We start from the raw sequence: 25,736 nt of genomic DNA on the forward strand, positions 1-25,736 counted from the left end.
CGCTCGACCGCGAGCGCGACGCCCATCCCGCCGCCGATGCACAGCGACGCCAGCCCGCGCTTTGCGTCACGCTTGGCCATCTCGTGCAGCAGCGTCACCAGGATCCGGCAGCCCGACGCGCCGATCGGGTGACCGATCGCGATCGCCCCCCCATTCACGTTCACCTTCGACGTGTCCCAGCCCATCTGCTTGTGCACCGCCAGCGCCTGCGCCGCGAACGCCTCGTTGATCTCCATCAGGTCCAGGTCGCCCGGCGTCCAGCCCGCGCGCTCCAGGCACCGGCGCGAGGCCGGCACCGGGCCCATCCCCATCACGCTCGGATCCACGCCCGCGTTCGCATACGCCTTGATCCGCGCCAGCGGCGTCAGGCCCAGCGCCGCCGCCTTCTGCGCCGACATCACCAGCACCGCCGCCGCACCGTCGTTCAGGCCCGATGCGTTCGCCGCCGTCACCGAGCCGTCCTTCGAGAACGCCGGCTTCAGCCCCGACAGCGATTCCGCCGTCACGCCGTGACGCACGAATTCGTCCGTCGCGAACTGCAGCGGCTCGCCCTTGCGCTGCGGAATCGACACCGGCACGATCTCGTCGTTGAAGCGCCCGGCCTTCTGCGCGGCTTCCGCCTTGTTCTGCGACAGCGCCGCGAATGCGTCCTGCTCCTCGCGCGTGATCCCGTATTCCTTCGCGACGTTCTCCGCCGTGATGCCCATGTGGTACTGGTTGTACACGTCCCACAGGCCGTCGACGATCATCGTGTCGACCAGCTTCGCGTCGCCCATCCGGAACCCGTCGCGCGAGCCCGGCAGCACGTGCGGCGACGCGCTCATGTTCTCCTGGCCGCCCGCGATCACGATCTCCGCGTCGCCCGCGACGATCGCGTTCGCCGCCAGCATCACGGCCTTCAGGCCCGAGCCGCACACCTTGTTGATCGTCATCCCCGGCACTGCATTCGGCAGCCCGGCCTTGATCAGCGACTGCCGCGCCGGGTTCTGCCCCGAACCGGCCGTCAGCACCTGGCCCATGATCACTTCGCTGACCTGCTCGGGCTTCACGCCCGCACGCTCCAGCACCGCGCGAATCACCGTCGCGCCCAGCTCCGGCGCCGCAATCTTCGCAAGCGAACCGCCGAATTTGCCGACCGCGGTCCGCGCGGCCGATACGATCACTACGTCCGTCATGTCCAGTTCCTGCATTGAAATCAGTTGGTCGTTCTGACGCCGGCGCGAGCCGGCTTCGGCTGGCGATCACACATCTCGAGCCAATCGGCGCGATAGCGGCCGCACGCCACCAGACGGCGCGCGGCACCCGTTCGCACGAGTCGCACATCGGTACGGCCCGCCGGTTCACCGGCGTCTTGCGGCAAACCGGACATTCGCCGGACGCCACGCGGCACACGCGGCGCCCGGCGCCTTCCGGCGCCGATCAATCGTGTCGCGCCCGTGCGCGACACGTGCTTGCGTGGCTACGCGATTACGCAGCCGATTCGCGTGCAGCCGCTGCGTCCTTGCGTGCGGCGGCAGCCGTTTGCTTCACACCGCGCGATGCCGTTTCGCTGACCGCATCGAAACCGCTCTGTGCGGCTTCGATCGCCTGCCCCGTCGCTGCGCGCACGGAGTCGGCCGCGGCAGTCGCCGCCGACAACGCCGAGTTCAGCACGGCCACCACCGGCGCCGAGCCGGCCGGCGCATGCTTCGACAACTCGCCGAGCACGTCCTTCAGGCGCTTGTCGTTCTGTTCGTATTGCGCTTGTGCGACCTTCGCCCATTCGGACTGCGTCGACACTGCGATGTCGAACAGATGGCGGCCGTACGACACGGCCTTGCCGGCCGCTTCCTGCGGTGCGGCGACCTGCTGCGCGAAGCCCACGGCCGGGTTGCTGCTGTTGAACGCGTTCTTCAGCTTGTCCTCGTATTCCTCGAGCGCCGTGCGGGCCGCTTGCAGGTTGAGTTCGACGACAGCCTCGAAACCCTGGATCGCCGGACGTGCGATCGCAAACCACGCGGCGATACCGGATTGATAATCGGCGTTGATTTTTTCGGGGGCAAATACGGACATCGGGCACGCTCCTGTTAGCAATGCGAGAGACGACGTAAAGAAAATTGGAAGCCGATCGACGGCAGACTTCCTTATTGACAACCCGTCACTTGCTTGAGCACGGGAAGTTGAAGGGGCCAATTTTAGATCGATTAATTGTCAATTAAATTGCATTAATAGTAGGTGTAAACCCTTGTTTCAACCCGGACTGACCGATGGAGCCTATGATGCGTCGACATCGCAGACAAGGTCGAACATCATCCTACCCCGCAATGCATTTCTACCTTTTTACAGGATACCGCGTCATGACGTCGCGCAACATTTACCAATTTATTATTCCATTTATTAGAAAACCAGAGCACATTGAAAATGGAGCGGTCACTGATGTAATCGTTTTTCTGGGTTTATTATGAAATCGTTTTCGGGATTATTAATGACGAAATCAATGATCGGATGAATTGCGGACCGCAATAAAAAACGGCCGCGCGATGCGGCCGCGGGTTCGCCAGACAGGCGCGAGATCAGCCGGCCAGTTCGCGATGCAGCGCGAGGAACTCCTGCGCGAGCTTGTGCCCGGGCTCCAGATGGATCACCGGCTTGGACTGCTGATGCGACTCGCGGATCTTCACCGACGCCGACAACCTCGACGCGAGCACCGGCAGCCCTTCTTCGACGAGTTCGTCGACCAGCCGCTGCGGCAGGCTCGCTCGCGGCTGGAACTGGTTGATCACGATCCCTTCCACTTCGAGCGCCGCGTTGTGGTCCTGCTGGATTTCCTTCACGTTCTCGAGCAGCGTGTACAGCGCACGGCGCGAGAAATCGTCGCAGTCGAACGGGATCAGGCAGCGCTCGACCGCGATCAGCGCCGAGCGCGTATAGAAATTCAGTGCGGGTGGCGTATCGATGTAGACGGCGTCATAGGTGTCGAGCTCGTTCAGCGCGTCGCGCAGCTTGTAGATTTTGTAGCGCGATTCGAGCTTGCCGTGCAGCGTGTCGAGCTCCGGATGCGCGGGCATCACGTCGAGCCCTTCGAACGGGGTCGGATGAATGAACGACGCGACGTCGACCGGGCGGAAGTTGAAGGTCAGCGCGGTTTCAAAGAAATCGGCGACGCCCGGCTGCGCGTCGGCTGCGGCGTCGCCGAGCAGGTAACGCGTCGAGTTCGCCTGTGCATCGAGGTCGATGACAAGCGTGCGCAGCCCTTCGCTCGCGCTGATCGCCGCCAGGTTGCAGACGATCGTCGATTTGCCCACGCCGCCCTTCTGGTTGAATACGACCCGCCGCATTGTGTCTCCTCGATCGAAACGTCGAAAGAACAAGCTTAGCCGGTCAATAATGGCGGTCGCGTGACGCAGGTCGAAATGTGCGCATCTTGGCACGAGGTGTATCAGCGGCGCGTCACCGGCCCTGACACATATCGATTGGCGGGCACGCTCCACCGCCACGGCAGATCCTTGCCGACACGAATGCCGATGCGCGGCACGCCAGCCAGATCGGCAGGCGGCGCGATACCGTCGTCGACGATCGCGAACCCGTCGCGCGCGCCGATCAGGTCGATACCATCCTGCGCGCCGCCGATCCCCATCGCCTGGGTCAGCCGCGCCGGCCCCCGGCACAGGTCGCGATCGCGCGTCTGCGGCGGCCGTGCCGCACGCATTCGTTCGAGCCCTCGCAGCGGTTCGAGCGCACGAATCAGCACGCCCGTGCCCGTGCCATCCGGGCCGCACACGCAGTTGCAGCACCAGTGCATGCCATAGGTGAAATAGACGTACAGGTGCCCCGGCGGCCCGAACATCGTCGCATTGCGCGGCGTCTTGCCGCGATAGGTATGCGCGGCCGGGTCGATCGCGCCGGCATAGGCTTCGACTTCGACGATCCGTCCGGCCCGGCCGTCCGCAGCCGCGAGAATCTTGTTCAGGAGTTGCGGCGCGACGTCGGTAGCGACGCGGTCGAAGAATGCGCGCGGCAGCACGGTGCCCGGCCACCGGGACGCGGAGTCATTGCGCCGCATCCTGCCCCTCCGGTTGAAAACCGGACACGGCCGTCACCTGCAGACGAAGCTGACGGTACGCATCGACCAGAGCGTCGAGGCCGAACGCGAGATTTCTCCCGCTGGGATTGGGCAGCACCCAGACGTTCGCCCCCTGCATTCGGGCCGGTTGCAATCCCCATTCGATTTCTCGCTGTCCGGCAAGCGCCGCGTACGCCGCCTTGCCGAGAAAAGCGACGAAGCGCGGCTTGTAACGCGCCAGCTTCTGGCCGAATGCCGCGGCCGCAGCAGTGAATTCCGCACGCGAAAGCTGATCGGCGCTCGCGGTCGGACGCTTCACCACCGCCGTCAGGCCGTAGCCATACCGGAGTATCAAGTGATCGTCCTGCGGCGAAATTTCCGCCGGCGTGAAGCCCGCGAGATGGATCACGCGCCAGAAGCGGTTGCTTCTCCCCGCGAAGTGATGCCCGGTCGCGGCCGCGGCCAGGCCGGGGTTGATTCCGCAGAACAGCACGTCGAGATGCGCAGCGATGAGGTCGGGAAGTTCGTCAGCCACGTTTTGCCTCGCGCACAAGGAACATCGACGTAAACGAAAGAAGGCCCGAAGACCCGGGCCAAGCAGTTGGCTTGACTCGGACATTCGGGCCCATCGTGATGCGGGATGCCGACTTGCCGATCAGAACGGAATATCGTCGTCCATCTCGTCGAAGCCGCCGCCTGCCGGTGCGCTCGGACGGCTTTGCGCGCCGCCGCCTGCACCGCCACGCGCTGCGCCGCCGGCACGACCGCCACCGCCACGCTCCATCTGCTCGCCGCGGCCGCCGCCACCACCACCGTAGCCGCCGCCGTAACCGCCTTCATCGCCGCCGCCACCGCCGCCGCCCGCACCACCGCGGCCGCCGAGCATCTGCATCTGGTCGGCGACGATTTCGGTCGAGTAACGATCCTGCCCGTCCTGGCCCTGCCACTTGCGCGTGCGGATGCGGCCTTCGATATAGACCGACGAACCCTTCTTCAGGTATTCGCTGACGATTTCCGCCAGGCGACCGAAGAACGCGACGCGATGCCACTCGGTCATTTCCTTGAAATCGCCGCTTGCCTTGTCCTTGTAGCGGTCGGTCGTCGCGAGACGGATGTTCGCAACCGCGTCGCCGCTCGGCAGGTAACGGACTTCAGGATCGGCGCCGAGATTGCCGACGAGGATGACCTTGTTGACGGATGCCATGTGTTTCTCCAGTAAATTCGATGCCGGGCCGCCCGCTCATAGTGTCGGTACGGCCCGCCGGGCAAGCCGGCGAACGCCGTCGGTGCCTGCCCGAAGTAAGTTCAGGCCTTGCGCGGTGGCGCTTTCATGCTGGCCGCGATTATAAGCCAGGCGGCAACGAGCCCCGAGCACGTGTAGAACACCGTATTGGCGCCTCCGTGCTTCAGCAGCCAGCCACCCGCGATGCCGCCGAGCGCGAGCCCGATCGACTGCGTGGTGTTGTAGACGCCCGTGGCCGCGCCCTTGCGCGAGCCGGGCGCGAGCTTCGACACGAGCGACGGCTGCGACGCTTCCAGGATGTTGAACCCGAGGAAGTACACGAACAGGATCGCCGCCACAATCAGGATGGTATGCGGCGCGCTGCCCAGCAGCAATTGGCCGATCAGGATAGCCAGGATGCCGCCGAGCAGCACCGGCTTCATCTTGCCCCGTTTTTCCGCAACGATGATCGCCGGAACCATCATCACGAACGCGAGCCCCATCACCGGCAGGTAGACCTTCCAGTGCGCGGCGACCGGCAGGCCGCCGTCGACGAGCAGGCGCGGCACGACGAGGAACAGCGCCGTCTGCGTCGCGTGCAGCACCAGCACGCCGAAGTTCAGGCGCAGCAGCTCGACGTTGTGCAGCACCTCGGCGAACGGCGCGGGCACGTGCACCGGCTTCGCCGCATCGGGCACGACCCACAGCACGACGCCGATCGCGAGGATCGACAGCACGCCGACGATCGCAAACAGCCCGCTCATCCCGACCCAATGGAACACGATCGGCGCACCGACGATCGCGACCGCGAACGACACGCCGATCGAGCCGCCGACCATCGCCATCGCCTTCGTGCGGTTCTGCTCGGAGGTCAGGTCGGCGATGAATGCGAGCACCGCGGACGACACCGCGCCCATCCCCTGGATCACGCGACCGACGATGATCCACGTGATGTCGTGCGCGGACGCGGCGACGAAGCTGCCGAGCGCGAAGATCACGAGGCCCGTGGCGATCACCGGCTTGCGGCCGAATTTGTCGGACGCCCAGCCGTAGAAGATGTAGAACAGCGACTGCGTGACGCCGTAGGCCCCGAGCGCGATGCCGACGAGCAGCACGTTGTCGCCGCCCGGGATGGTTTTCGCGTAGACCGAGAACACCGGCATGATCATGAACAGGCCGAGCATGCGCAGCGCGAAGATCGCCGCGAGCGACGCGGTCGCGCGCAATTCGGGCGCAGTCATGCGAGAAGACGTGGCGGACGGATTGGACATCGGGAATGAATTTCGAACGATCGGAATGTCCGCCCGACACCGGGCGGCGGAAGATCAGGACCAGCGGCCCGGGGGGCTTGGCCGGCAACACGTCGGGGCAGGATTCAGGCAGCCCGCAGGCCGCCCGGAACCGCGCGGCGCAGCCGCTTTCCCGGCGCAGGCGCCATCTTGCTGCCACCTGCTGCTAAGGCTGGGGGCCCCAAACGACGGCCTCGAAAAGCCGTTATAGTAGCAGGTTTGGTTCCCTCCATTTTCGCCAGGTTCATGGAACAGATCCGCATCCGTGGGGCTCGTACCCACAACCTGAAAAACGTCAATCTCGACCTGCCGCGCCACAAGCTGGTCGTGATTACCGGGTTGTCCGGGTCGGGCAAGTCGTCGCTCGCGTTCGATACCCTTTATGCCGAGGGTCAGCGCCGCTACGTCGAAAGCCTGTCCGCGTATGCCCGCCAGTTCCTGCAGTTGATGGAGAAACCCGACGTCGACCTGATCGAAGGCCTGTCGCCGGCGATCTCGATCGAGCAGAAGGCGACGTCCCACAACCCGCGTTCGACCGTCGGCACGGTCACGGAAATCCACGACTACCTGCGACTTTTGTTCGCACGTGTCGGCACGCCGTACTGCCCCGACCACGACATCCCGCTGGAAGCGCAAAGCGTGTCGCAGATGGTCGACGCGGCGCTCGCGCTGCCCGAGGAAACCAAGCTGATGATCCTCGCGCCCGTCGTCGCGAACCGCAAGGGCGAGCACGCCGAGCTGTTCGAGGAGATGCAGGCGCAGGGTTTCGTGCGCTTTCGCGTGCGCTCGGGCGGCGGCGCCGCGAACGAAGGCGTCGCGAAGATCTACGAAGTCGAGTCGCTGCCGAAGCTGAAGAAGAACGACAAGCACACGATCGACGTCGTCGTCGATCGCCTGAAGGTGCGCCCGGACATGAAGCAGCGCCTCGCCGAGTCGTTCGAGACGGCGCTGCGCCTCGCCGACGGCCGCGCGATCGCGCTCGAGATGGATACCGACCACGAGCACCTGTTCAGCTCGAAGTTCGCGTGCCCGATCTGCTCGTACTCGCTGCAGGAGCTCGAGCCGCGCCTGTTCTCGTTCAACAACCCGATGGGCGCGTGCCCGGAATGCGACGGCCTCGGCCAAATCACGTTCTTCGACCCGAAGCGGGTCGTCGCGCACCCGTCGCTGTCGCTCGCCGCCGGTGCCGTGAAGGGCTGGGACCGCCGCAACCAGTTCTACTTCCAGATGCTGCAGAGTCTCGCGGCGTTCTACGAATTCGACATCGACGCCGCGTTCGAGGATCTCCCGGAAAAGATCCGGAAGGTGCTGCTGTTCGGCTCGGGCAAGCAGACGATTCCGTTCTCGTACATCAACGAGCGCGGTCGCACGACGATTCGCGAGCATGTGTTCGAAGGGATCATCCCGAACCTCGAGCGCCGCTACCGCGAGACCGATTCGGTCGCGGTGCGCGAAGAGCTCTCGAAGTACCAGAACAACCAGCCCTGCCCGTCGTGCGACGGCACGCGCCTGCGCCGCGAGGCGCGCCACGTGCGGATCGGCACGGGCGACTACGCGCGCGGCATCTTTGAAATCAGCGGCTGGCCGCTGCGCGACGCGCTCGGCTATTTAGACGGCCTGTCGCTCGACGGCGCGAAGCGCGAAATCGCCGACAAGGTGATCAAGGAAATCGTCGCGCGCCTCACCTTCCTGAACAACGTCGGCCTCGACTACCTGTCGCTCGAACGCAGCGCGGAAACCCTGTCGGGCGGCGAGGCCCAGCGCATCCGGCTCGCGTCGCAGATCGGCTCGGGCCTCACGGGCGTGATGTACGTGCTCGACGAGCCGTCGATCGGCCTGCACCAGCGCGACAACGACCGCCTGATCGCGACCCTCAAGCACCTGCGCGACCTCGGCAACTCGGTGATCGTCGTCGAGCACGACGAGGACATGATCCGCACGGCCGACTACGTCGTCGACATGGGCCCGGGCGCCGGCGAGCACGGCGGCGTGATCGTGGCAGAAGGCACGCCGAAGCAGGTGCAGTCGAACCCGCAGTCGCTCACCGGCCAGTACCTGGTCGGCAAGCGCACGATCGAATACCCCGACGAGCGGCTTGCCCCCGACCCCGAGCGGATGCTGCGCATCGTCGACGCGCACGGCAACAACCTGAAGCACGTCGATCTGGAACTGCCGGTCGGCCTGCTGACCTGCATCACCGGCGTGTCGGGTTCCGGCAAGTCGACGCTGATCAACGACACGCTGTATCACGCGGTCGCGCGACACCTGTACGGCTCGTCGGCCGAACCGGCGCCGCACGAGGCGATCGAGGGCCTCGAGCACTTCGACAAGGTGATCAACGTCGACCAGTCGCCGATCGGCCGCACGCCGCGCTCGAACCCGGCCACCTACACGGGCCTGTTCACGCCGATCCGCGAGCTGTTCTCGGGCGTGCCGACCTCGAAGGAGCGCGGCTACGATCCGGGCCGCTTCTCGTTCAACGTGAAAGGCGGCCGCTGCGAATCGTGCCAGGGCGACGGCGTGCTGAAGGTGGAAATGCACTTCCTGCCGGACGTCTACGTGCCGTGCGACGTGTGCCACGGCAAGCGCTACAACCGCGAAACGCTCGAAGTGCAGTACAAGGGCAAGAACATCAGCGAAGTGCTCGACATGACGGTCGAGCACGCGTACGCGTTCTTCAGCGCGGTGCCGGTCATCGCGCGCAAGCTGAAGACGCTGCTCGATGTCGGCCTCGGCTACATCCGCCTCGGCCAGTCGGCCACGACGCTGTCGGGCGGCGAGGCGCAGCGCGTGAAGCTGTCGCTCGAACTCTCCAAGCGCGACACCGGCCGCACGCTGTACATCCTCGACGAGCCGACCACCGGCCTGCACTTCCACGACATCGCGCTGCTGCTGGAAGTGATCCACCGGCTGCGCGACCAGGGCAACACGGTCGTGATCATCGAGCACAACCTCGACGTGATCAAGACGGCCGACTGGGTCATCGACCTCGGCCCCGAAGGTGGTGCCGGCGGCGGCCAGATCATCGCGCAGGGCACGCCCGAGCAGGTCGCGAAGACGAAGGCGAGCTTTACCGGCAAGTATCTCGCGCCGCTGCTCAAGCGCCCGGCCCGCAAGGTCGCGGCAGGCTGACGCGTCCCGCCCTCTCCTGCCGCGCGCGGCCGCCCGGCCGCGCGCGCCCCTGCGTACCGCGCAACGCGCCCCCTCTCGTTTTCCCTTCTGCGTTTACACCATGCGCCAAACGGCTCCGTTGCGGACCATAATGGCGGCTATACTTTACGGTCGTAAGGTTCGCCGTACGCACCAATCCGGTGCAACACCGGGCGAACACGGCTCTGCCGCGCATTCCGCGGCATGACACACGAACGACAGGAATCCACGATGGAGAAGCAACCAGACTCGTCTCGCGATGTGCAGAATCGCGAACCGCACCTGCGCAGCGTGCGGCTGACGAGCGACTTCAGCCTGCCGAAGCTGTCGGCACTCGAGATCGGCAGCTATGTGTTCGCGATCCTCGCCATGTGGCTCGTGATCGAGCTGAAGCTGCTCGGCGGGCTGCTGGCCGGCCTGCTCGTCTACCAGCTGATCCACACGATCGCCCCCGTGATCGAACGCCACACCACGAGCATGCGCGCACGCTGGGTCGCCGTCGTGCTGCTGTCGATCGCGATCGTCGGCGCGCTGACGGGCCTGACGATCGGCATCATCGAACACTTCGAGCGCACGGTGCCGAACCTGCAAAGCCTGCTCGACCAGCTGATGCAGATCGTCGAGCAGACCCGCGCACGCACGCCGGCCTGGATCGCGAACCTGCTGCCCGTCGATGTCGAGCAGATGAAGACGAAGGCCGCCGTGCTGATGCACTCGCACATGGACCAGCTCCAGCAAAGCGGCAAGAGCGTCGCGCGCGGCTTCGGCCACGTGCTGTTCGGGATGATCATCGGTGCGATGATCGCGATCGGCGTCGAGCACGGCAAGGTGCGCCGGCCGCTGTCCACGGCGCTCGTCACGCGCGTGTCGCGCTTCGCCGACGCTTTCCGCCGGATCGTGTTCGCGCAGATCAAGATCTCGGCGATCAACGCGGTGTTCACGGGCATCTACCTGCTCGTCGCCCTGCCGATCTTTCACCAGCGGCTGCCGCTGTCGAAAACGCTCGTGCTCGTCACGTTCATCGTCGGGCTGCTGCCCGTGATCGGCAACCTGATCTCGAACACGCTGATCGTCGCCGTGTCGCTGTCGGTCAGCATGGGCACCGCGATCGCGTCGCTGGCGTTCCTCGTGATCATCCACAAGCTCGAATACTTCCTGAACGCGAAGATCATCGGCGGCCAGATCGAGTCGCGCGCATGGGAGCTGCTGCTCGCGATGCTGATCATGGAAGCCGCGTTCGGGCTGCCGGGGGTGATCGCCGCGCCGATCTTCTATGCGTACCTGAAGCGCGAGCTGTACCTGCTGCGGCTGATCTGACGCAGCCCGTGCATCAACGGCAATAAAAAACGCCGCGCCCCGTGAAGGGCGCGGCGTTTTTGTTTGTGGGGGTCCGGCCATCCGGGGGCCGGCCATCCGGGGGTCGACCGTCCGACAGACGACCGTCCGGCGCCCGACGAATCAGCGGAACACGACCGTCTTCGTCCCATTCAGCACGATCCGGTGCTCGACGTGCCACTTCACCGCGCGCGCGAGCGTCACGCATTCGACGTCGCGGCCGATCGCGGTCAGCTGATCGGGCGTCATGCTGTGGTCGACGCGCTCGACTTCCTGCTCGATGATCGGGCCTTCGTCGAGATCGGTCGTCACGTAGTGCGCGGTCGCGCCGATCAGCTTCACGCCACGGTCGAACGCCTGGTAGTAAGGCTTCGCCCCCTTGAAGCTCGGCAGGAACGAATGGTGGATGTTGATCGCGCGACCGGCGAGCTGCTCGCACATGTTCGGCGACAGGATCTGCATGTAGCGCGCGAGCACGACGAGATCGGCCTGGTGCTCGTCGACCACTTCCAGCACGCGTGCTTCCTGCGCGGCCTTCGCGGCATCGGACGAACCGCCGATCAGCGGGAAGTGATGGAACGGGATGTTGTAGCTCGCGGCGAGCTGATAGAACTCCTTGTGGTTCGACACGATCGCCGGGATCTCGATCGGCAGCTGGCCGGTGCGATAGCGGAACAGCAGGTCGTTCAGGCAGTGGCCGATCTTCGACACCATGATCACGACGCGCGGCTTCACGGCCGCGTCATGCAATTCCCAGCGCATCGAGAACTGTTCCGCGAGCGGCGCGAATTCCTTGCGAAGCGTGTCGAGCGCCGACGCGGCATCCGCGCCGCCGCCGTCCTGCTCGAAGTGCACGCGCATGAAGAATTCGCTGGTGCGGCTGTCGCCGAACTGCGCCGAATCGAGGATGTTGTTGCAGCGTTCGAACAGGAAGCCCGAGACCGCATGGACGATGCCGTGCCGGTCGGGGCACGACAGTTTCAAGATAAAGCTGTGATCGGTCGGCATGACCGCTACTCCCTTCGTTTCCGTATTCGTCAAATTGCCCGTTCGCGCGGCCAGGCTGCATGCGTGGCACGCGTCACGCGGCCGGTGCGAACAGTGCGTCGATTCCCGCCGCGTCGGCCGCCGGGATCCAGCGGTGGCGCAGCAGCGTGTCGAGCGTCGCGAGGCTTGCATCCATCGTCGCGCGGCCGGCGCGCAGCCAGCCGATCACCTCGGGCACGCCGGCCAGCAGGTGTTCGGCCACTTCGCCGTCCTGGTTGCGCGGCGCGAAGTCGCGCGGCAGCGGCAGGTCGTACACGAAGATCAGTTCGGACTGCGTGCCTTCCGGCAGCGAGCACAGCACCTGCACCGCGCGGCCCGCGATCGCGCGCGCGGCCAGTTCGGCCGGAATGCCGGCTTCTTCCCAGCATTCCTTCGCGAGCGTCTCGTGAACGCCCAGGCCCCAGCCGATCCCGCCCGCGACGACGTTGTCGAGCATGCCGGGGTCGGTTGCCTTGGTCTCGCTGCGGCGGCCGAGCCACATCTGCGGGACGGCCGCGGCGGACGGCTCGCCCGACGCAGCCGCATATTCTACGATGCCGTTCAGATGCACCGCGTAAGTCTGCGTACCGAAGAAGCGCGACGCGGCGCGCTCGATGTACGCCAGCGGCGGATCGTCGAAGCGGTTGCGGATCGCGTAGATCTCGTCGCGCCAGCCGGGAATCGCGCCTTCGGCCGCGAGCGCGCCGATCGCGCTTGCCAGCGCCATGCTGCGTGCGTCGACCGAGTCGTAGCGCGCCGACAGCACGACGCGCTCGCCGGTCAGCTCGAACACGTCGGGCCAGCGGGCGAGCATCGCGACGTCCTGCCGGCGCACCCAGCCGACTGCCTGGCCGGCAATCTCGAAACGCAGGTGCGCGGCCGGATCGAAGCGGCGCGCGGCCGCGATGCAGGGAAACGTCATCGAGATCAGTCCTTCAGCGCGACGCGGATGCCGATCGCGATGAACGTCGCGCCGGCGATCCGGTCGAGCCACACGCCGGCCTTCGGGCGGCGCTTCAGCCACGCGCCGATCATGCCCGCGCCGACGCCGAACAGCGAAAAGATCGCGGCCGTCTGCAGCATGAACAGCGCGCCGAGCTCGAACATCTGCAGCGTCACGCTCTGCCCGCCGTGCGGATCGACGAATTGCGGCAGGAACACGACGAAGAACAGCGTGACCTTCGGGTTCATCAGGTTGCCGATCACGCTCTGCCGGAAGATCGTGCCAAGCGGCTGCGGCGGACGCGCATGCGCATTCGCGAGGCCCTGGCTGCGCAGCGCCTTGATGCCGATCCACACGAGGTACGCGGCGCCCGCGAGCTTCAGGATCTCGAACGCGACCGGAGACGAACGCAGCACGGCCGCGACGCCGAGCGCCGCGAGCGTCGTGTGGAACAGGATCCCGGCCGTGAAGCCGAGCGCGGCGACGAAGCCGGCCGCGCGGCCCTGCGAGATGCCGCGTGCGAGCACCTGCAGGTTGTCGGGCCCCGGCGCGAACGTGATCGCGATCGACGTGGCGAGAAACAGCATGAAGTTGGGCATCGTGACCTCGCTGAGTAACGTGGAAGTTCAGACGGGCCGGCGTTCAGTGGCCGGCGAATTCGGTGACGGTATAAACCGGCAGTCCGGCGTTGCGCAGCAGCGCCGAGCCGCCGAGATCGGGCAGGTCGATGATCGCCGCGCCTTCGACGACCTCCGCGCCGAGCCGCTGCAGCAGGTTGCGCCCCGCCATCATCGTCCCGCCGGTCGCGATCAGGTCGTCCATGATGATCACGCGGTCGCCGGGGCGGCACGCATCTTCATGGATCTCGACCGTCGCGCTGCCGTATTCGAGGTCGTACGATTCCGAGCGCGTCTTGTACGGCAGCTTGCCGACCTTGCGGATCGGCACGAAGCCGACGCTCAGTTCGTACGCGACGATCGGCGCGATGATGAAGCCGCGTGCGTCGAGGCCCGCGACGTAGTCGAGCTTTGCGTCGACATAGCGCTCGACGAACAGGTCGACGAGGATGCGCAGCGCCTTCGGGCTCTGCAGCAGCGTCGTGATGTCGCGGAACATCACGCCCGGCTGCGGCCAGTCAGGCACCGTGCGGATCTGGCTGTGGATGAAGGCGACCGGATCGAGCGGTGCGCCCGACGACGAATGCGGCATGAAACTCTCCGAAAAAAACGGTGCGCGAAGATCGGGCACCGTTTCGAATCAATACGGGTCAGATTGTGAAACCAAGCGCGGCTCAGGCGGCCGCAGCCGGCGGATCGCGCCGATGCCGCGACAGCCGCTCCTCCGCGAGCGCGAGCGCCTCGGGCAGCCCGCGCAGCACGACGATGTCGCTCGCGCGCAGCTTGGTCTGCGGATCGGGTTCGACGCCGCGGATACCGTGCCGGCGGATCGCCGTGACTTCGAGCCCGAATGCATACAGCCCCAGTTCTTCCAGCGAACGCCCGACCGCGTCCGCGCGCGCATCGACCGGCACCGATTGTAGCCGCACCAGCTCGCGGTCGTCGTCGTCCGCGTCGTCCGCGCCGCGGAAATAGCCGCGCAGCAGGCTGTAGCGTTCGTCGCGCATTTCCTCGACGCGCCGTACGACCTTGCGCATCGGCACGCCGACCAGCACCAGCGTATGCGACGCGAGCATCAGGCTGCCTTCGACGATTTCCGGAATCACCTCGGTCGCGCCGGCCGCGAGCAGCTTCTCGAGATCGGCATCGTCGACGGTGCGCACGATCGCGGGCAGCGTCGGCTCGAGTTCGTGCACGTGATGCAGTACGCGCAGCGCGGACGGCGTGTTCGCGTAGGTGATCGCCACCGCCGCCGCGCGGTGAATACCGGCCGCGAGCAGCGACTCGCGGCGCGCCGCGTCGCCGAACACGACCGATTCGCCGGCCGCCGCGGCCGCGCTCACGCGATCGGGGTCGAGGTCGAGCGCGACGTACGGAATGCCCTCCTGCTCGAGCATCCGCGCCAGGTTCTGGCCCGCGCGGCCGTAGCCGCAGATGATCACGTGGCCGCGCTGCTTGAGGCTTTGCGTCGCGATCCGCGTCATCTGCAGCGACTGCTGCATCCATTCCGTCGACGACAGCCGCATCACGATCCGGTCGGCGTTCTGGATCAGGAACGGCGCGGCGAGCATCGACAGCAGCATCGACGCGAGGATCGCCTGCAGCAGCGTTGAATCGACGAGATGCCGGTCGAGAATCAGGTTCAGCAGCACGAAGCCGAATTCGCCGGCCTGCGCGAGGCCGATACCCGTGCGCATCGCGACGCCCGGCGTCGCGCCGAACAGCCGCGCGAGCCCGGCAATCATCGTCGCCTTGAACAGGATCTGCCCGACGAAGAAACCGAACACGAGGAACGGGTGCTCCCAGATCACGCGCGGATCGAGCAGCATCCCGGTCGTCACGAAGAACAGGCCGAGCAGCACGTCGCGGAACGGCTTGATGTCCTCCTCCACCTGATGGCGGAACGGCGTCTCGGAGATCAGCATCCCCGCGATGAATGCGCCGAGCGCGAGCGACAGGCCGAAGCGGTCGGTGATGAACGCGGCGCCGAGCGTGACGAGCAGCAGGTTCAGCACGAAGAGTTCCTGCGAGCGGCGCCGTGCGACGACGTTGAGCCAGCGCGTCATGAAGCGCTGCCCGATGACCAGCAGCAGCGTGAGCGCGATCACGATCTTGACGGCCGCGAAGCCGAGCGTGATCGCGAGGTCCTTCGACGATTCGGCGCCGAACGCGGCGATCACGATCAGCAGCGGCACCACCGCGAGATCCTGGAACAGCAGCACGCCGAAGATGTTGCGGCCGTGCTCGGTCTCGATCTCGAGCCGCTCGGCGAGCATCTTCGACACGATCGCCGTCGACGACATCGCGAGCGCCCCGCCAAGCGCGATGCTGCCCTGCCACGTGATGTGCTCCCAGCGCTGGAACAGCGCACCGAGCACGAGTGCGAGCGCCAGGGTCGCAACCACCTGCATCAGGCCCAGCCCGAACACGAGCCGCTGCATCGACCTCAGCTTCGCGAGCGAGAATTCAAGGCCGATCGAGAACATCAGGAACACCACGCCGAATTCCGCGAGATGTTCGGCCCGTTCGAGATCCGCCGTAATGCCGAGCGCGTGCGGGCCGACCAGGATGCCGACGGTCAGGTAGCCGAGCATCGGCGGCAGGTTCAGCGAGCGGAATACGACGACACCCACCACCGAGGCCAGCAGCAGCAGCAGGGTCATTTCGAGCGGGGAAATCACGGGCAAAGCGTCCTCGTTCGTCGGGGCCACCGCGAAGCAGAAACGGTGGCGTAGCGTGGGATAGGCGGCATCGGACGAGTCCGATGGCCCGGCGCGGCGAACAAACGCCTTTGCTATACTCCGCGCATGATAGCGAAAATCAATGATGATCGGGCGCTCGCGCTCGCCCGCGACGTGCTCGACATCGAGGCGGACGCCGTGCGCGCGCTGCGCGACCAGCTCGACGGCGGCTTCGTCCAGGCCGTCGCGCTGCTGCTCGGCTGCCGCGGCCGCGTGGTGGTGTCCGGTATCGGCAAATCGGGGCATATCGCCCGCAAGATCGCGGCCACGCTGGCCAGTACCGGCACGCCGGCCTTCTTCGTCCACCCTGCCGAGGCCAGCCACGGCGACCTCGGGATGGTCACCTCCGACGACGTCTTCATCGGCATCTCCTACTCCGGCGAATCCGAAGAGCTCGTGGCGATCCTGCCGCTCGTGAAGCGGATCGGCGCGAAGCTGATCGCGATCACGGGCCGCGCGGAATCGAGCCTCGGCACGCTCGCCGACGTGAACCTGAACGCCGCGGTCTCGAAAGAGGCCTGCCCGATGAACCTCGCACCCACGGCGAGCACGACCGCCGCGCTCGCGCTCGGCGACGCGCTCGCGGTGGCGGTGCTCGACGCGCGCGGCTTCGGCTCGGAAGATTTCGCACGCTCGCACCCGGGCGGCGCACTCGGCCGGCGCCTGCTCACCTACGTGCGCGACGTGATGCGCTCGGGCGACGACGTTCCGTCCGTCGGGCTCGACGCGACGCTGTCGGACGCCCTGTTCCAGATCACCGCGAAGCGCCTCGGCATGACGGCCGTGGTCGACGCCGACGGCAAGGTCGCGGGCATCTTCACGGACGGCGACCTGCGCCGCGTGCTCGCGCGCGACGGCGACTTCCGCACGCTGCCGATCACCGACGTGATGACGCGCGACCCGCGCACGGTTGCGCCGGATCACCTGGCGGTCGAGGCCGTGGAACTGATGGAGCGCCACCGGATCAACCAGATGCTGGTGGTCGATGCCGACGGCGTGCTGATCGGCGCGCTGAACATGCACGACCTGTTTTCGAAGAAGGTGATCTGATGAGCGCAGCGCTGACTGCGGCCGAACGCGCGAGCCGTGTGAAGCTGATGATTTTCGACGTCGACGGCGTGCTGACCGACGGCGGCCTGCTGTTTACAGCGACCGGCGACGCGATGAAGTCGTTCAATTCGCTCGACGGCCACGGCGTGAAGCTGCTCGGCGAAGCCGGCATCGCGACCGCCATCATCACGGGCCGCCGCTCGGAGATCGTCGCGGCGCGCGCGAAGGAAATGAGGATCGCGCACCTGTTCCAGGGCGTCGAGAACAAGCTGACCGTGTTCACCGACCTGATCGCCTCGCTCGGCCTCACCGCCGACCAGTGCGGCTACATGGGCGACGACTGGCCCGACCTGCCCGTGATGCTGCGCTGCGGCTTCGCGACCGCTCCGGCCAATGCGCACCCCGAGGTGATCGCCCGCGCGCACTGGGTGGCCGAGGCCCGCGGCGGCCACGGCGCCGTGCGCGAAGCCTGCGACGCGATCCTGCGCGCGCAGCGCCGCTACGACGCGCTGCTCGCGGCCGCCTGCGGAGCCTGACGGATGAACAAGCATTTCCGCTGGACCCAGTTGCTGCCGCTCGCCGCGGTCGCCGCGCTCGCCGGCATCACGTGGTGGCTGCTGCAGGCGACGCTGCCGCCGCCGGGCGAAGGCGTCGCGCAGCCGAAGCGCCATACGCCCGACTATTTCGCGGACAACTTCTCGGTCACCGAGCTCGACCAGTCCGGCACGACCCAGTACCGGCTGACGGCCGCGAAGCTGATCCATTACGAAGACACCGAAAACAGCGACCTGGCCGATCCGGCCATGCGCGCATTCCAGCCCGGCAAGCCGGTCGTGACGACCACCGCGAAGCGCGGCACGGTCAACGGCGACGTGTCGATCGTCGACTTGTACGACGACGCGCGCATCCTGCGCGCGGCCGGCGGCGGCGATCCGCAGATGCAGGCCGATTCCCAGCATTTCCGGATCTTCGTCAATGACGATGTGATCCAGACCGAAAAGCCGGTTAAACTTCAGCGCGGCCTGTCGCTCGTCAACGCGACCGACGGCATGAAGTACAACAACGTCACCCGGGTCATCGAGCTTTACGGCAACGTGCGCGGCACGATCGCCGCGGCGGACACGTCCGGCGGCTCGAAAGGTCAACCCAAGTGACGACTCCCTCACGTGACTGCATGAACGAACCGTTCCCTCGACAGATTTCCGGCGGCGCTGCGCGCGCCGTCCGCGCCGCGCTTGCCGCGACGCTCGTGGCGCTCCCGCTGGTCGGGCTGGCGCCGCTCGCCCATGCCGAGAAGGCCGACCAGAACAAGCCGATCAACGTCGAGGCCGACAACCTGACCTACGACGACCTGAAGCAGGTCACGGTCGCGACCGGCAACGTCGTGATCACGAAGGGCACGATCATCATCAAGGGCGATCGCGTCGAAGTGCGCCAGGACCCGGAAGGCTATCAGTACGCAACGTCGTTCGGCAGCGGCAAGAAGCACGCGACGTTCCGCCAGAAGCGCGAAGGCCTCGACGAGTACATCGACGGCGACGCCGAGCGCATCGACTACGACGGCAAGCAGGACCTGACCACGCTGACCACCGCCGCGACCGTGCGCCGCCTGCAGGGTACGTCGACGATCGCCGATACCGTGCACGGCAGCGTGATCACGTACGACGGCCAGCGCGACTTCTACACCGCGAAGGGCGGCAAGGACGTCGCCGCGCCGGGCAACCCGAACGGCCGCGTGCGCGCGATGCTGTCGCCGAAGAACGGCGGCCCCGCGCCACTGAACGGCGCGCCTGCCAAGCTGTCGCCGTCGACCACGATCCAGGGGGCGCCGGGCCAATGAACGCGCTACCGAACCGCCAGCCGGCCGGCACGACGAGCTCGCTCGTCGTCCGCAACCTGAAGAAGCGCTACGGCTCGCGCACGGTCGTCAAGGACGTGTCGCTCGACGTGAAGAGCGGCGAGGTCGTCGGCCTGCTCGGCCCGAACGGCGCCGGCAAGACCACGTCGTTCTACATGATCGTCGGCCTCGTGCCGCTCGACGCGGGCGAGATCTCGCTGAACGGCAGCTCGATCAGCCTGCTGCCGATCCACAAGCGCGCGTCGCTCGGCCTGTCGTACCTGCCGCAGGAAGCGTCCGTGTTCCGCAAGCTGACCGTCGAGGAGAACATCCGCGCGGTGCTCGAGCTGCAGCACGGCGAAGACGGCAAGCGGCTGTCGAAGGACGCGATCTCGTCGCGCGCCGAAGCGCTGCTCGACGAACTGCAGATCGGCCACCTGCGCGAAAACCCCGCGCTGTCGCTGTCGGGCGGTGAGCGGCGCCGGGTCGAAATCGCGCGCGCGCTGGCGACCAACCCGAACTTCATCCTGCTCGACGAACCGTTCGCCGGCGTCGACCCGATCGCGGTGCTCGAGATCCAGAAGATCGTCAAGTTCCTGAAGCAGCGCAACATCGGCGTGCTGATTACCGATCACAACGTCCGCGAAACGCTCGGCATCTGCGACCACGCCTACATCATCAGCGACGGCTCGGTGCTCGCCGCCGGTGCACCGAGCGAAATCATCGAAAACGAAAGCGTGCGCCGCGTGTACCTCGGCGAACACTTCCGGATGTAACTCCTCCTCGTGGCTGGCTGCACCCCGCCCGGCGCTGCCGCGCGGGGCCGCGCCCCGCTTCGCGGCCATGCCCGCGGCCGGGCGGCGCGCCGCGCGTAATCGCGGATGGCTCAACGCGCCTGGGTCGTGGCAAACTGCCGGTATGACTCCCTCCTCGCCATGAAAGCCAGCCTTCAACTCCGCCTGTCGCAACATCTGGCGCTGACGCCCCAGCTACAGCAGTCGATCCGGCTCCTGCAGTTGTCGACGCTCGAACTGCAGCAGGAAGTCGCGATGGCCGTCGCGCAGAACCCGCTGCTCGAGAACGACGATGAATGGATCGCGAGCCCGCTGCGTGTCGCCGCGGACGGATCGCTGATCGCGCAGACGCCTCCCGCACAGAACACCGAGCCCGCTGCGACAAACGGCAGCAGTTCGTCGAGCGAGCGCGCCGAGCGCGACGAGCCGGCCGGCGCGGACGAATACGACGGTTACGCGTCCGGCGACGGCAACGACGGCCCGCAGTGGAACCTCGACGAATTCGGCCGCTCGAGCGGCGCGTCCGACGACGACGACCTCCCGCCGCTGCAGGTGCAGGAAGCGGCGACGTCGCTGCGCGACCACCTGTCCGCACAGTTGCGCGTCACGCAGGCCAGCCCGCGCGATCGCGCGCTCGTGATGTTCCTGATCGAGTCGCTCGACGACGACGGCTACCTGACCGCCACGCTCGACGAAGTGCTCGCCGACCTGCCGCCCGAGCTGGAGATCGACTGCGACGAACTGAACGCGGCGCTCGCACTGCTGCACAGCTTCGATCCAGCAGGGGTCGGCGCCCGCTCGGCATCCGAATGCCTGAAGCTGCAGTTGCTGCGCCTCGATCCGTCCCCGACACGCACGCTCGCGCTCGAGATCGTGTCGCAGCATCTCGAACTGCTCGCCGCCCGCGACTTCACGCGGCTGCGCAAGCACCTGAAGGCGAGCGACGACGCGCTGCGCGACGCGCACACGCTGATCCGCTCGCTGGAGCCGTTCCCCGGCGCCGCGTACGGCAAGGCCGAGGCCGACTACGTCGTGCCCGACATCATCGTGAAGAAGGCCGGCCAGGGGTGGCTCGCGGAGCTCAATCCGGAAGTCGTGCCGCGCCTGCGGATCAACAACCTCTACGCGAACATCCTGCGCAACAGCCGCGGCGATCCGTCGGCCGGTTCGCTCAAGCAGCAGCTCCAGGAAGCACGCTGGCTGATCAAAAACATCCAGCAGCGTTTCGACACGATCCTGCGTGTCGCGCAGGCGATTGTCGAGCGTCAAAAGAACTTCTTTGCGCACGGTGAAATTGCCATGCGCCCCTTGGTTTTGCGGGAAATTGCTGATACGCTGGGCCTACACGAGTCGACTGTCAGCCGTGTGACAACCGGGAAGTACATGCTGACCCCGTTCGGGACGCTTGAATTTAAGTACTTCTTCGGATCTCACGTTTCGACCGACACCGGTGGCGCCGCTTCGTCGACTGCCATCCGAGCCCTCATCAAGCAACTGATAGGAGCTGAAGACCCTAAATCGCCACTTTCGGACAGCCGCATTGCCGAGCTGCTGGCAGAACAAGGATTCGTGGTCGCGCGCCGCACGGTTGCGAAGTATCGCGAAGCCCTCAAGATCCCGGCAGTGAATCTGCGCAAGTCTCTTTAGCCTGCTGCCTGCCCGGCGGCAGGCGTGTTCCGGCCACCGCGCACACGGGGAACAGGCCGGGCGACCTGTCCACGATACGCCGCCTCGTGCGGCACGGGCAAGTCGACCGGAGCGCCGCCTCGATGCGGCCGGGTGGTCACTCGCTTGGAGAAGCACTATGAACCTGAAGATCAGTGGACATCATCTCGAAGTCACGCCTGCAATTCGCGAATACGTGATCACCAAGCTGGACAGGGTGCTACGGCATAGCGATCAGGTGATCGATGGCACTGTGATCCTCTCGGTCGACAACCACAAGGAAAAGGACAAGCAGCAGCGCGCGGAAATCAACCTGCACCTGAAGGGCAAGGACATCTTCGTCGAAAGCGCGAACGGTAACCTGTATGCCGCGATCGACCTGCTGATCGACAAGCTGGACCGCCAGGTCGTCAAGCACATGGAGCGCCTGCAAACGCACGCGCACGACCCGATCAAGCTTCAACCGTCGATCGACCAGATCGAACTGCCGCCGCAGTAACCTGCACCGCAACACACACGTCGCCCGGTTCGCCGGGCGTTTTTTTTGCGACTCCGCGCCCGTGGTGCAACCGGTCCGCCCGCGCTGCGCCACGCACGCGGCTGTGCTCTATAATGTTCCGGTTATCGCCGGGGGGCGCTGGATGCGGTAGCTGCGTTGCACGTTGCCGATGCCGAACGCCTTGATATCGCCGAACATGGATAATCAGTCTGCCGCCGCAAGGGGACCCCAGGCCGCCCAATCGCCTGCCAACATGAATCGCCTAGCCAAAATCCTGCCCATAGAGAACGTCGTCATCGACCTCTCAGTCACCAGCAAGAAACGCGTGTTCGAACAAGCCGGGCTGATGTTCGAGAATCAGAACGGCATCGCCCGCAGCACTGTCACGGACAATCTGTTCGCGCGCGAGCGCCTCGGCTCGACCGGGCTCGGCGAAGGCGTCGCGATTCCGCACGGGCGCATCAAGGGTCTCAAGCACCCGCTCGCCGCGTTCGTCCGCCTCGCCGATGCGATTCCGTTCGAAGCCCCCGACGGCCAGCCGGTCGGCCTCCTGATTTTCCTGCTCGTGCCCGAGCAAGCCACCCAGCAGCACCTCGAGATCCTGTCGGAAATCGCGCAACTGCTGTCCGATCGCGACGCGCGCGAGCGTCTGCACAACGAAACGGATATCGCCGAGTTGCATCGCCTGCTCACTCAGTGGCAACCTTGAGTTGATCCGGGTGGAATATTTTCCCGTACGCGGCGGCACACGCCGCCGTTCAGGACCGCCCGGCGCCGGCCCGGCATGGCGACGTCCGTCGCCACGCGCACGCACCGGCCCATTGGAGTGACGAGAGTCATGGATACGTCCAGCATCAACGCCCAGAGCATCTTCGACGACAACGCGGCCACGCTGAAACTGAGCTGGCTGACGGGGCATGAAGGCTGGGAGCGCGGCTTTTCAGCCGACACCGTCGGCAACGCAACCTCGAGCGCCGACCTCGTCGGTCACCTGAACCTGATCCACCCGAACCGGATCCAGGTGCTCGGCGAAGCCGAAATCGACTACTACCAGCGGCAGACCGACGAAGACCGCTCGCGCCACATGGCCGAGCTGATCGCGCTCGAACCGCCGTTCCTCGTTGTCGCCGGCGGCGCCGCGGCGCCGCCCGAACTGGTGCTGCGCTGCACGCGCTCGTCGACCCCGCTGTTCACGACGCCGATGTCGGCCGCCGCGGTGATCGACAGCCTGCGGCTCTACATGTCGCGCATCCTCGCGCCGCGCGCGACGCTGCACGGCGTGTTCATCGACATCCTCGGGATGGGCGTGCTGCTGACCGGCGATTCGGGCCTCGGCAAGAGCGAGCTCGGCCTCGAGCTGATCAGCCGCGGCCACGGCCTCGTCGCCGACGACGCGGTCGATTTCGTCCGACTTGGCCCCGATTTCGTCGAAGGGCGCTGCCCACCGCTGCTGCAGAACCTGCTCGAAGTGCGCGGCCTCGGCCTGCTCGACATCAAGACGATCTTCGGCGAAACCGCCGTGCGGCGGAAAATGAAGCTGAAGCTGATCGTCCAGCTCGTGCGGCGCCCCGACGGCGAATTCCAGCGCCTGCCGCTCGAAAGCCAGACCGTCGACGTGCTCGGCTTGCCGATCAGCAAGGTCACGATCCAGGTCGCGGCCGGCCGCAACCTCGCGGTGCTCGTCGAGGCGGCCGTCCGGAACACGATCCTGCAGTTGCGCGGAATCGACACATTGCGCGATTTCATGGATCGGCAACGACTCGCGATGCAAGATCCCGACAGTCAGTTCCCCGGCAAACTGGTGTAACCCTCACGCGCCGGCCACGCAACGCCGACGCGTCGAGCCGGTGCTATGATGAAACGTCAGGATTCTCTGCTTCCCATGCGCATCGTCCTCATCACCGGCATCTCCGGCTCAGGCAAGTCCGTCGCGCTGAACGCGCTCGAAGACGCAGGCTTTTACTGCGTCGACAACCTGCCGCCGCACGTGCTCCCCGAACTCGCCCGCTACCTCGCCGAGCATGGGCAGCATCGGCTCGCGGTCGCGATCGACGCACGCTCGAGCACGTCGCTCGACGAAATGCCCGGCCTGATCCGCGATCTGTCGCGCGAGCACGACGTGCGCGTGCTGTTCCTCAACGCGAGCACCCAGGCGCTGATCCAGCGCTTCTCCGAGACGCGCCGCCGCCACCCGCTGTCCGGCTCGCTGTCGCACGATGCGGACGTCGGCCTGCTGTCGTCGCTCGAGGAAGCGATCGAGCGCGAGCGCCACCTCGTCGCGCCGCTCGCCGAATTCGGCCACCAGATCGACACGAGCACGCTGCGCGCGAACGCGCTGCGTACGTGGGTCAAGCGCTTCATCGAGCAGAAGAGCAACGACCTGATGGTGATGTTCGAATCGTTCGGCTTCAAGCGCGGCGTGCCGCTCGATGCCGATTTGATGTTCGACGTGCGCGCGCTGCCGAATCCGTACTACGACCACGAGTTGCGCCCGCTCACCGGGCTCGACCAGCCGGTCATCGCCTTTCTCGACGCACAGCCGATCGTCCACCAGATGATCGACGACATCCATGCGTTCCTGATGAAATGGCTGCCGCACTTCCGCGATGACAACCGCAGCTACCTGACCGTCGCCATCGGCTGCACGGGCGGGCAGCATCGGTCGGTGTTCATCGCGGAAACGCTCGCCGCGCGCCTTGCGCACGAGGCGAACGTGATCGTGCGGCATCGTGATGCGCCAGTGGATGTCGACGCGTCGTCGCGGCTCGTCTCCGAGGTCGACCGACCCTAGCGACGCCCGTCCCTTCACCCGCGCGCCATGTCCTCCCTATCGACCACCCTGATCGACCTGCCGCTGTTTCCGCTGCACACAGTGCTGTTTCCGGGGGGGCTGCTCCCGCTCAAGGTGTTCGAGGCACGCTATCTCGACATGTCCCGCGCGTGCCTGCGCGACAACGCACCGTTCGGTGTGTGCCTGCTCAAGAGCGGGCCGGAAGTCGCGCAGGACGGCGCGGTGTCGGTGCCCGAGACCATCGGCTGCATGGCGCGCATCACCGAGTGCGATACCGGTGAATTCGGCATGCTGTACCTGCAGGCAGTCGGCACGCAGCGTTTCGAGCTGCTGTCGTATCGCGTCGAAAGCAACGGGCTGCTGGTCGGCATCGCGGAGCCGCTACCCGACGACATCCCGCTCGAAGGCGAGCAGGCGCTCGCGCAGTTCGGCTCGTGCGCCGAGGTGCTCGAGCGCATCATCAACGCACTGAAGAAGTCCGATCCGGAGAAAATGCCGTTCGGTGAACCGTTCCGCCTCGACGATCCGACCTGGGTATCGAACCGTCTCGCGGAACTGCTGCCGCTCGACCTGCGCGCGCGGCAGAAGCTGATGGAGTTTCCGGACGTCGGCGCACGCATCGACGCCGTGCACCACGTGCTCGACCGGCACGGCTGGCTGTAAGCGCCTCCGGACCGGTCGCTTCGCGCCACGCGTCCCGAGAGACGCGGCCCGGCGCGCTCTCGAGCGCCCCCT

The 25,736-nt window shown here is 66.3% G+C and carries 25 protein-coding genes; 13 read left to right on the forward strand and 12 right to left on the reverse strand.

All coding sequences use genetic code 11. The features are described from left to right. From HWX39_RS25950 to HWX39_RS25980, 7 genes are all read right to left on the reverse strand, one after another. The coding region (locus HWX39_RS25950; protein WP_175970658.1) for an acetyl-CoA C-acetyltransferase at positions 1-1,175 on the reverse strand (1,175 nt) is incomplete at its 3' end. A 292-nt stretch (positions 1,176-1,467) separates the two neighbouring features. Continuing rightward, positions 1,468-2,052, reverse strand: coding sequence for a TIGR01841 family phasin (phaP, locus tag HWX39_RS25955; RefSeq protein WP_175970659.1), 585 nt, complete (start codon positions 2,050-2,052; stop codon positions 1,468-1,470). A 500-nt stretch (positions 2,053-2,552) separates the two neighbouring features. After that, entirely contained in the window at positions 2,553-3,317 is a 765-nt protein-coding gene (locus HWX39_RS25960) for a ParA family protein (RefSeq protein ID WP_039345972.1), read from the reverse strand. Between the two features lie 101 nt (positions 3,318-3,418). Then, positions 3,419-4,042: a DNA-3-methyladenine glycosylase gene (locus tag HWX39_RS25965; RefSeq protein WP_175970660.1), complete on the reverse strand. Its 624-nt coding sequence runs from the start codon at positions 4,040-4,042 to the stop codon at positions 3,419-3,421. Then, positions 4,029-4,577: a G/U mismatch-specific DNA glycosylase gene (gene mug, locus HWX39_RS25970; protein ID WP_175970810.1), complete on the reverse strand. Its 549-nt coding sequence runs from the start codon at positions 4,575-4,577 to the stop codon at positions 4,029-4,031. Before mug ends, HWX39_RS25965 begins: the two co-directional genes overlap by 14 nt. 120 nt (positions 4,578-4,697) lie before the next feature. Then, positions 4,698-5,246 (reverse strand): single-stranded DNA-binding protein, encoded by a 549-nt coding sequence (locus HWX39_RS25975; protein ID WP_175970661.1) that lies wholly within the window; start codon positions 5,244-5,246, stop codon positions 4,698-4,700. A 101-nt stretch (positions 5,247-5,347) separates the two neighbouring features. Then, positions 5,348-6,535, reverse strand: a complete 1,188-nt coding sequence (locus HWX39_RS25980) for an MFS transporter (RefSeq protein ID WP_175970662.1) — start codon at positions 6,533-6,535, stop codon at positions 5,348-5,350. A gap of 264 nt (positions 6,536-6,799) precedes the next feature. On the opposite strand from HWX39_RS25980, the gene uvrA reads away from it, so the two are divergent. Together uvrA and HWX39_RS25990 are read left to right on the forward strand one after the other, a co-directional pair. Then, entirely contained in the window at positions 6,800-9,685 is a 2,886-nt protein-coding gene (gene uvrA, locus HWX39_RS25985; RefSeq protein WP_175970663.1) for an excinuclease ABC subunit UvrA, read from the forward strand. A 249-nt stretch (positions 9,686-9,934) separates the two neighbouring features. Beyond that, positions 9,935-11,020, forward strand: coding sequence for an AI-2E family transporter (locus HWX39_RS25990; protein ID WP_175970664.1), 1,086 nt, complete (start codon positions 9,935-9,937; stop codon positions 11,018-11,020). A 141-nt stretch (positions 11,021-11,161) separates the two neighbouring features. Here HWX39_RS25990 and purU read toward each other — a convergent pair whose 3' ends face one another. The 5 genes from purU to HWX39_RS26015 all read right to left on the reverse strand — a co-directional run bounded on the left by purU (position 11,162) and on the right by HWX39_RS26015 (position 16,305). Beyond that, positions 11,162-12,046 (reverse strand): formyltetrahydrofolate deformylase, encoded by an 885-nt coding sequence (purU, locus tag HWX39_RS25995; protein WP_175970665.1) that lies wholly within the window; start codon positions 12,044-12,046, stop codon positions 11,162-11,164. Between the two features lie 73 nt (positions 12,047-12,119). Beyond that, positions 12,120-12,986: a DUF4743 domain-containing protein gene (locus HWX39_RS26000; RefSeq protein WP_175970666.1), complete on the reverse strand. Its 867-nt coding sequence runs from the start codon at positions 12,984-12,986 to the stop codon at positions 12,120-12,122. Between the two features lie 5 nt (positions 12,987-12,991). Further along, positions 12,992-13,606, reverse strand: coding sequence for a LysE family translocator (locus HWX39_RS26005; RefSeq protein WP_175221625.1), 615 nt, complete (start codon positions 13,604-13,606; stop codon positions 12,992-12,994). Positions 13,607-13,649: 43 nt separating this feature from the next. Further along, positions 13,650-14,216, reverse strand: coding sequence for an adenine phosphoribosyltransferase (locus HWX39_RS26010; RefSeq protein WP_011353218.1), 567 nt, complete (start codon positions 14,214-14,216; stop codon positions 13,650-13,652). Positions 14,217-14,298: 82 nt separating this feature from the next. Continuing rightward, complete coding sequence (locus HWX39_RS26015) at positions 14,299-16,305, reverse strand: monovalent cation:proton antiporter family protein (protein ID WP_175970667.1); 2,007 nt, start codon at positions 16,303-16,305, stop codon at positions 14,299-14,301. 126 nt (positions 16,306-16,431) lie between these two features. Here HWX39_RS26015 and kdsD point away from each other — a divergent pair, with 126 nt between their 5' ends. The 11 genes from kdsD to HWX39_RS26070 all read left to right on the forward strand — a co-directional run bounded on the left by kdsD (position 16,432) and on the right by HWX39_RS26070 (position 25,664). Further along, complete coding sequence (gene kdsD, locus HWX39_RS26020) at positions 16,432-17,415, forward strand: arabinose 5-phosphate isomerase KdsD (RefSeq protein WP_175034935.1); 984 nt, start codon at positions 16,432-16,434, stop codon at positions 17,413-17,415. After that, positions 17,415-17,951 carry an HAD family hydrolase gene (locus HWX39_RS26025; RefSeq protein WP_175970668.1) on the forward strand — a complete coding sequence of 179 codons (537 nt, stop codon included), beginning with the start codon at positions 17,415-17,417 and terminating at the stop codon, positions 17,949-17,951. Before kdsD ends, HWX39_RS26025 begins: the two co-directional genes overlap by 1 nt. A gap of 3 nt (positions 17,952-17,954) precedes the next feature. Next, a complete protein-coding gene (gene lptC / locus HWX39_RS26030) occupies positions 17,955-18,569 on the forward strand; it encodes an LPS export ABC transporter periplasmic protein LptC (protein ID WP_175958408.1) in 615 nt (204 codons plus the stop codon). A gap of 20 nt (positions 18,570-18,589) precedes the next feature. Then, the gene (gene lptA / locus HWX39_RS26035) at positions 18,590-19,255 is read left to right on the forward strand and encodes a lipopolysaccharide transport periplasmic protein LptA (RefSeq protein WP_012329239.1); all 666 of its coding nucleotides are present in this window, start codon (positions 18,590-18,592) and stop codon (positions 19,253-19,255) included. After that, positions 19,252-20,028 (forward strand): LPS export ABC transporter ATP-binding protein, encoded by a 777-nt coding sequence (gene lptB, locus HWX39_RS26040; protein ID WP_011353224.1) that lies wholly within the window; start codon positions 19,252-19,254, stop codon positions 20,026-20,028. Before lptA ends, lptB begins: the two co-directional genes overlap by 4 nt. Positions 20,029-20,187: 159 nt before the next feature. Next, a complete protein-coding gene (locus HWX39_RS26045) occupies positions 20,188-21,693 on the forward strand; it encodes an RNA polymerase factor sigma-54 (protein WP_175970669.1) in 1,506 nt (501 codons plus the stop codon). Between the two features lie 157 nt (positions 21,694-21,850). Next, positions 21,851-22,210 carry a ribosome-associated translation inhibitor RaiA gene (raiA, locus tag HWX39_RS26050; RefSeq protein ID WP_006477786.1) on the forward strand — a complete coding sequence of 120 codons (360 nt, stop codon included), beginning with the start codon at positions 21,851-21,853 and terminating at the stop codon, positions 22,208-22,210. A gap of 169 nt (positions 22,211-22,379) precedes the next feature. Next, positions 22,380-22,919, forward strand: coding sequence for a PTS sugar transporter subunit IIA (locus HWX39_RS26055; RefSeq protein WP_226201053.1), 540 nt, complete (start codon positions 22,380-22,382; stop codon positions 22,917-22,919). A gap of 129 nt (positions 22,920-23,048) precedes the next feature. Continuing rightward, positions 23,049-24,017, forward strand: coding sequence for an HPr(Ser) kinase/phosphatase (gene hprK, locus HWX39_RS26060; RefSeq protein ID WP_011353227.1), 969 nt, complete (start codon positions 23,049-23,051; stop codon positions 24,015-24,017). A gap of 75 nt (positions 24,018-24,092) precedes the next feature. Beyond that, entirely contained in the window at positions 24,093-25,001 is a 909-nt protein-coding gene (gene rapZ / locus HWX39_RS26065) for an RNase adapter RapZ (protein ID WP_175970670.1), read from the forward strand. Positions 25,002-25,028: 27 nt separating this feature from the next. After that, positions 25,029-25,664 (forward strand): LON peptidase substrate-binding domain-containing protein, encoded by a 636-nt coding sequence (locus HWX39_RS26070; protein WP_175970671.1) that lies wholly within the window; start codon positions 25,029-25,031, stop codon positions 25,662-25,664. The last annotated feature ends 72 nt before the right edge of the window (positions 25,665-25,736 follow it).

Source organism: Burkholderia sp. BCC0322, assembly GCF_902833045.1.
Lineage (GTDB): Bacteria > Pseudomonadota > Gammaproteobacteria > Burkholderiales > Burkholderiaceae > Burkholderia.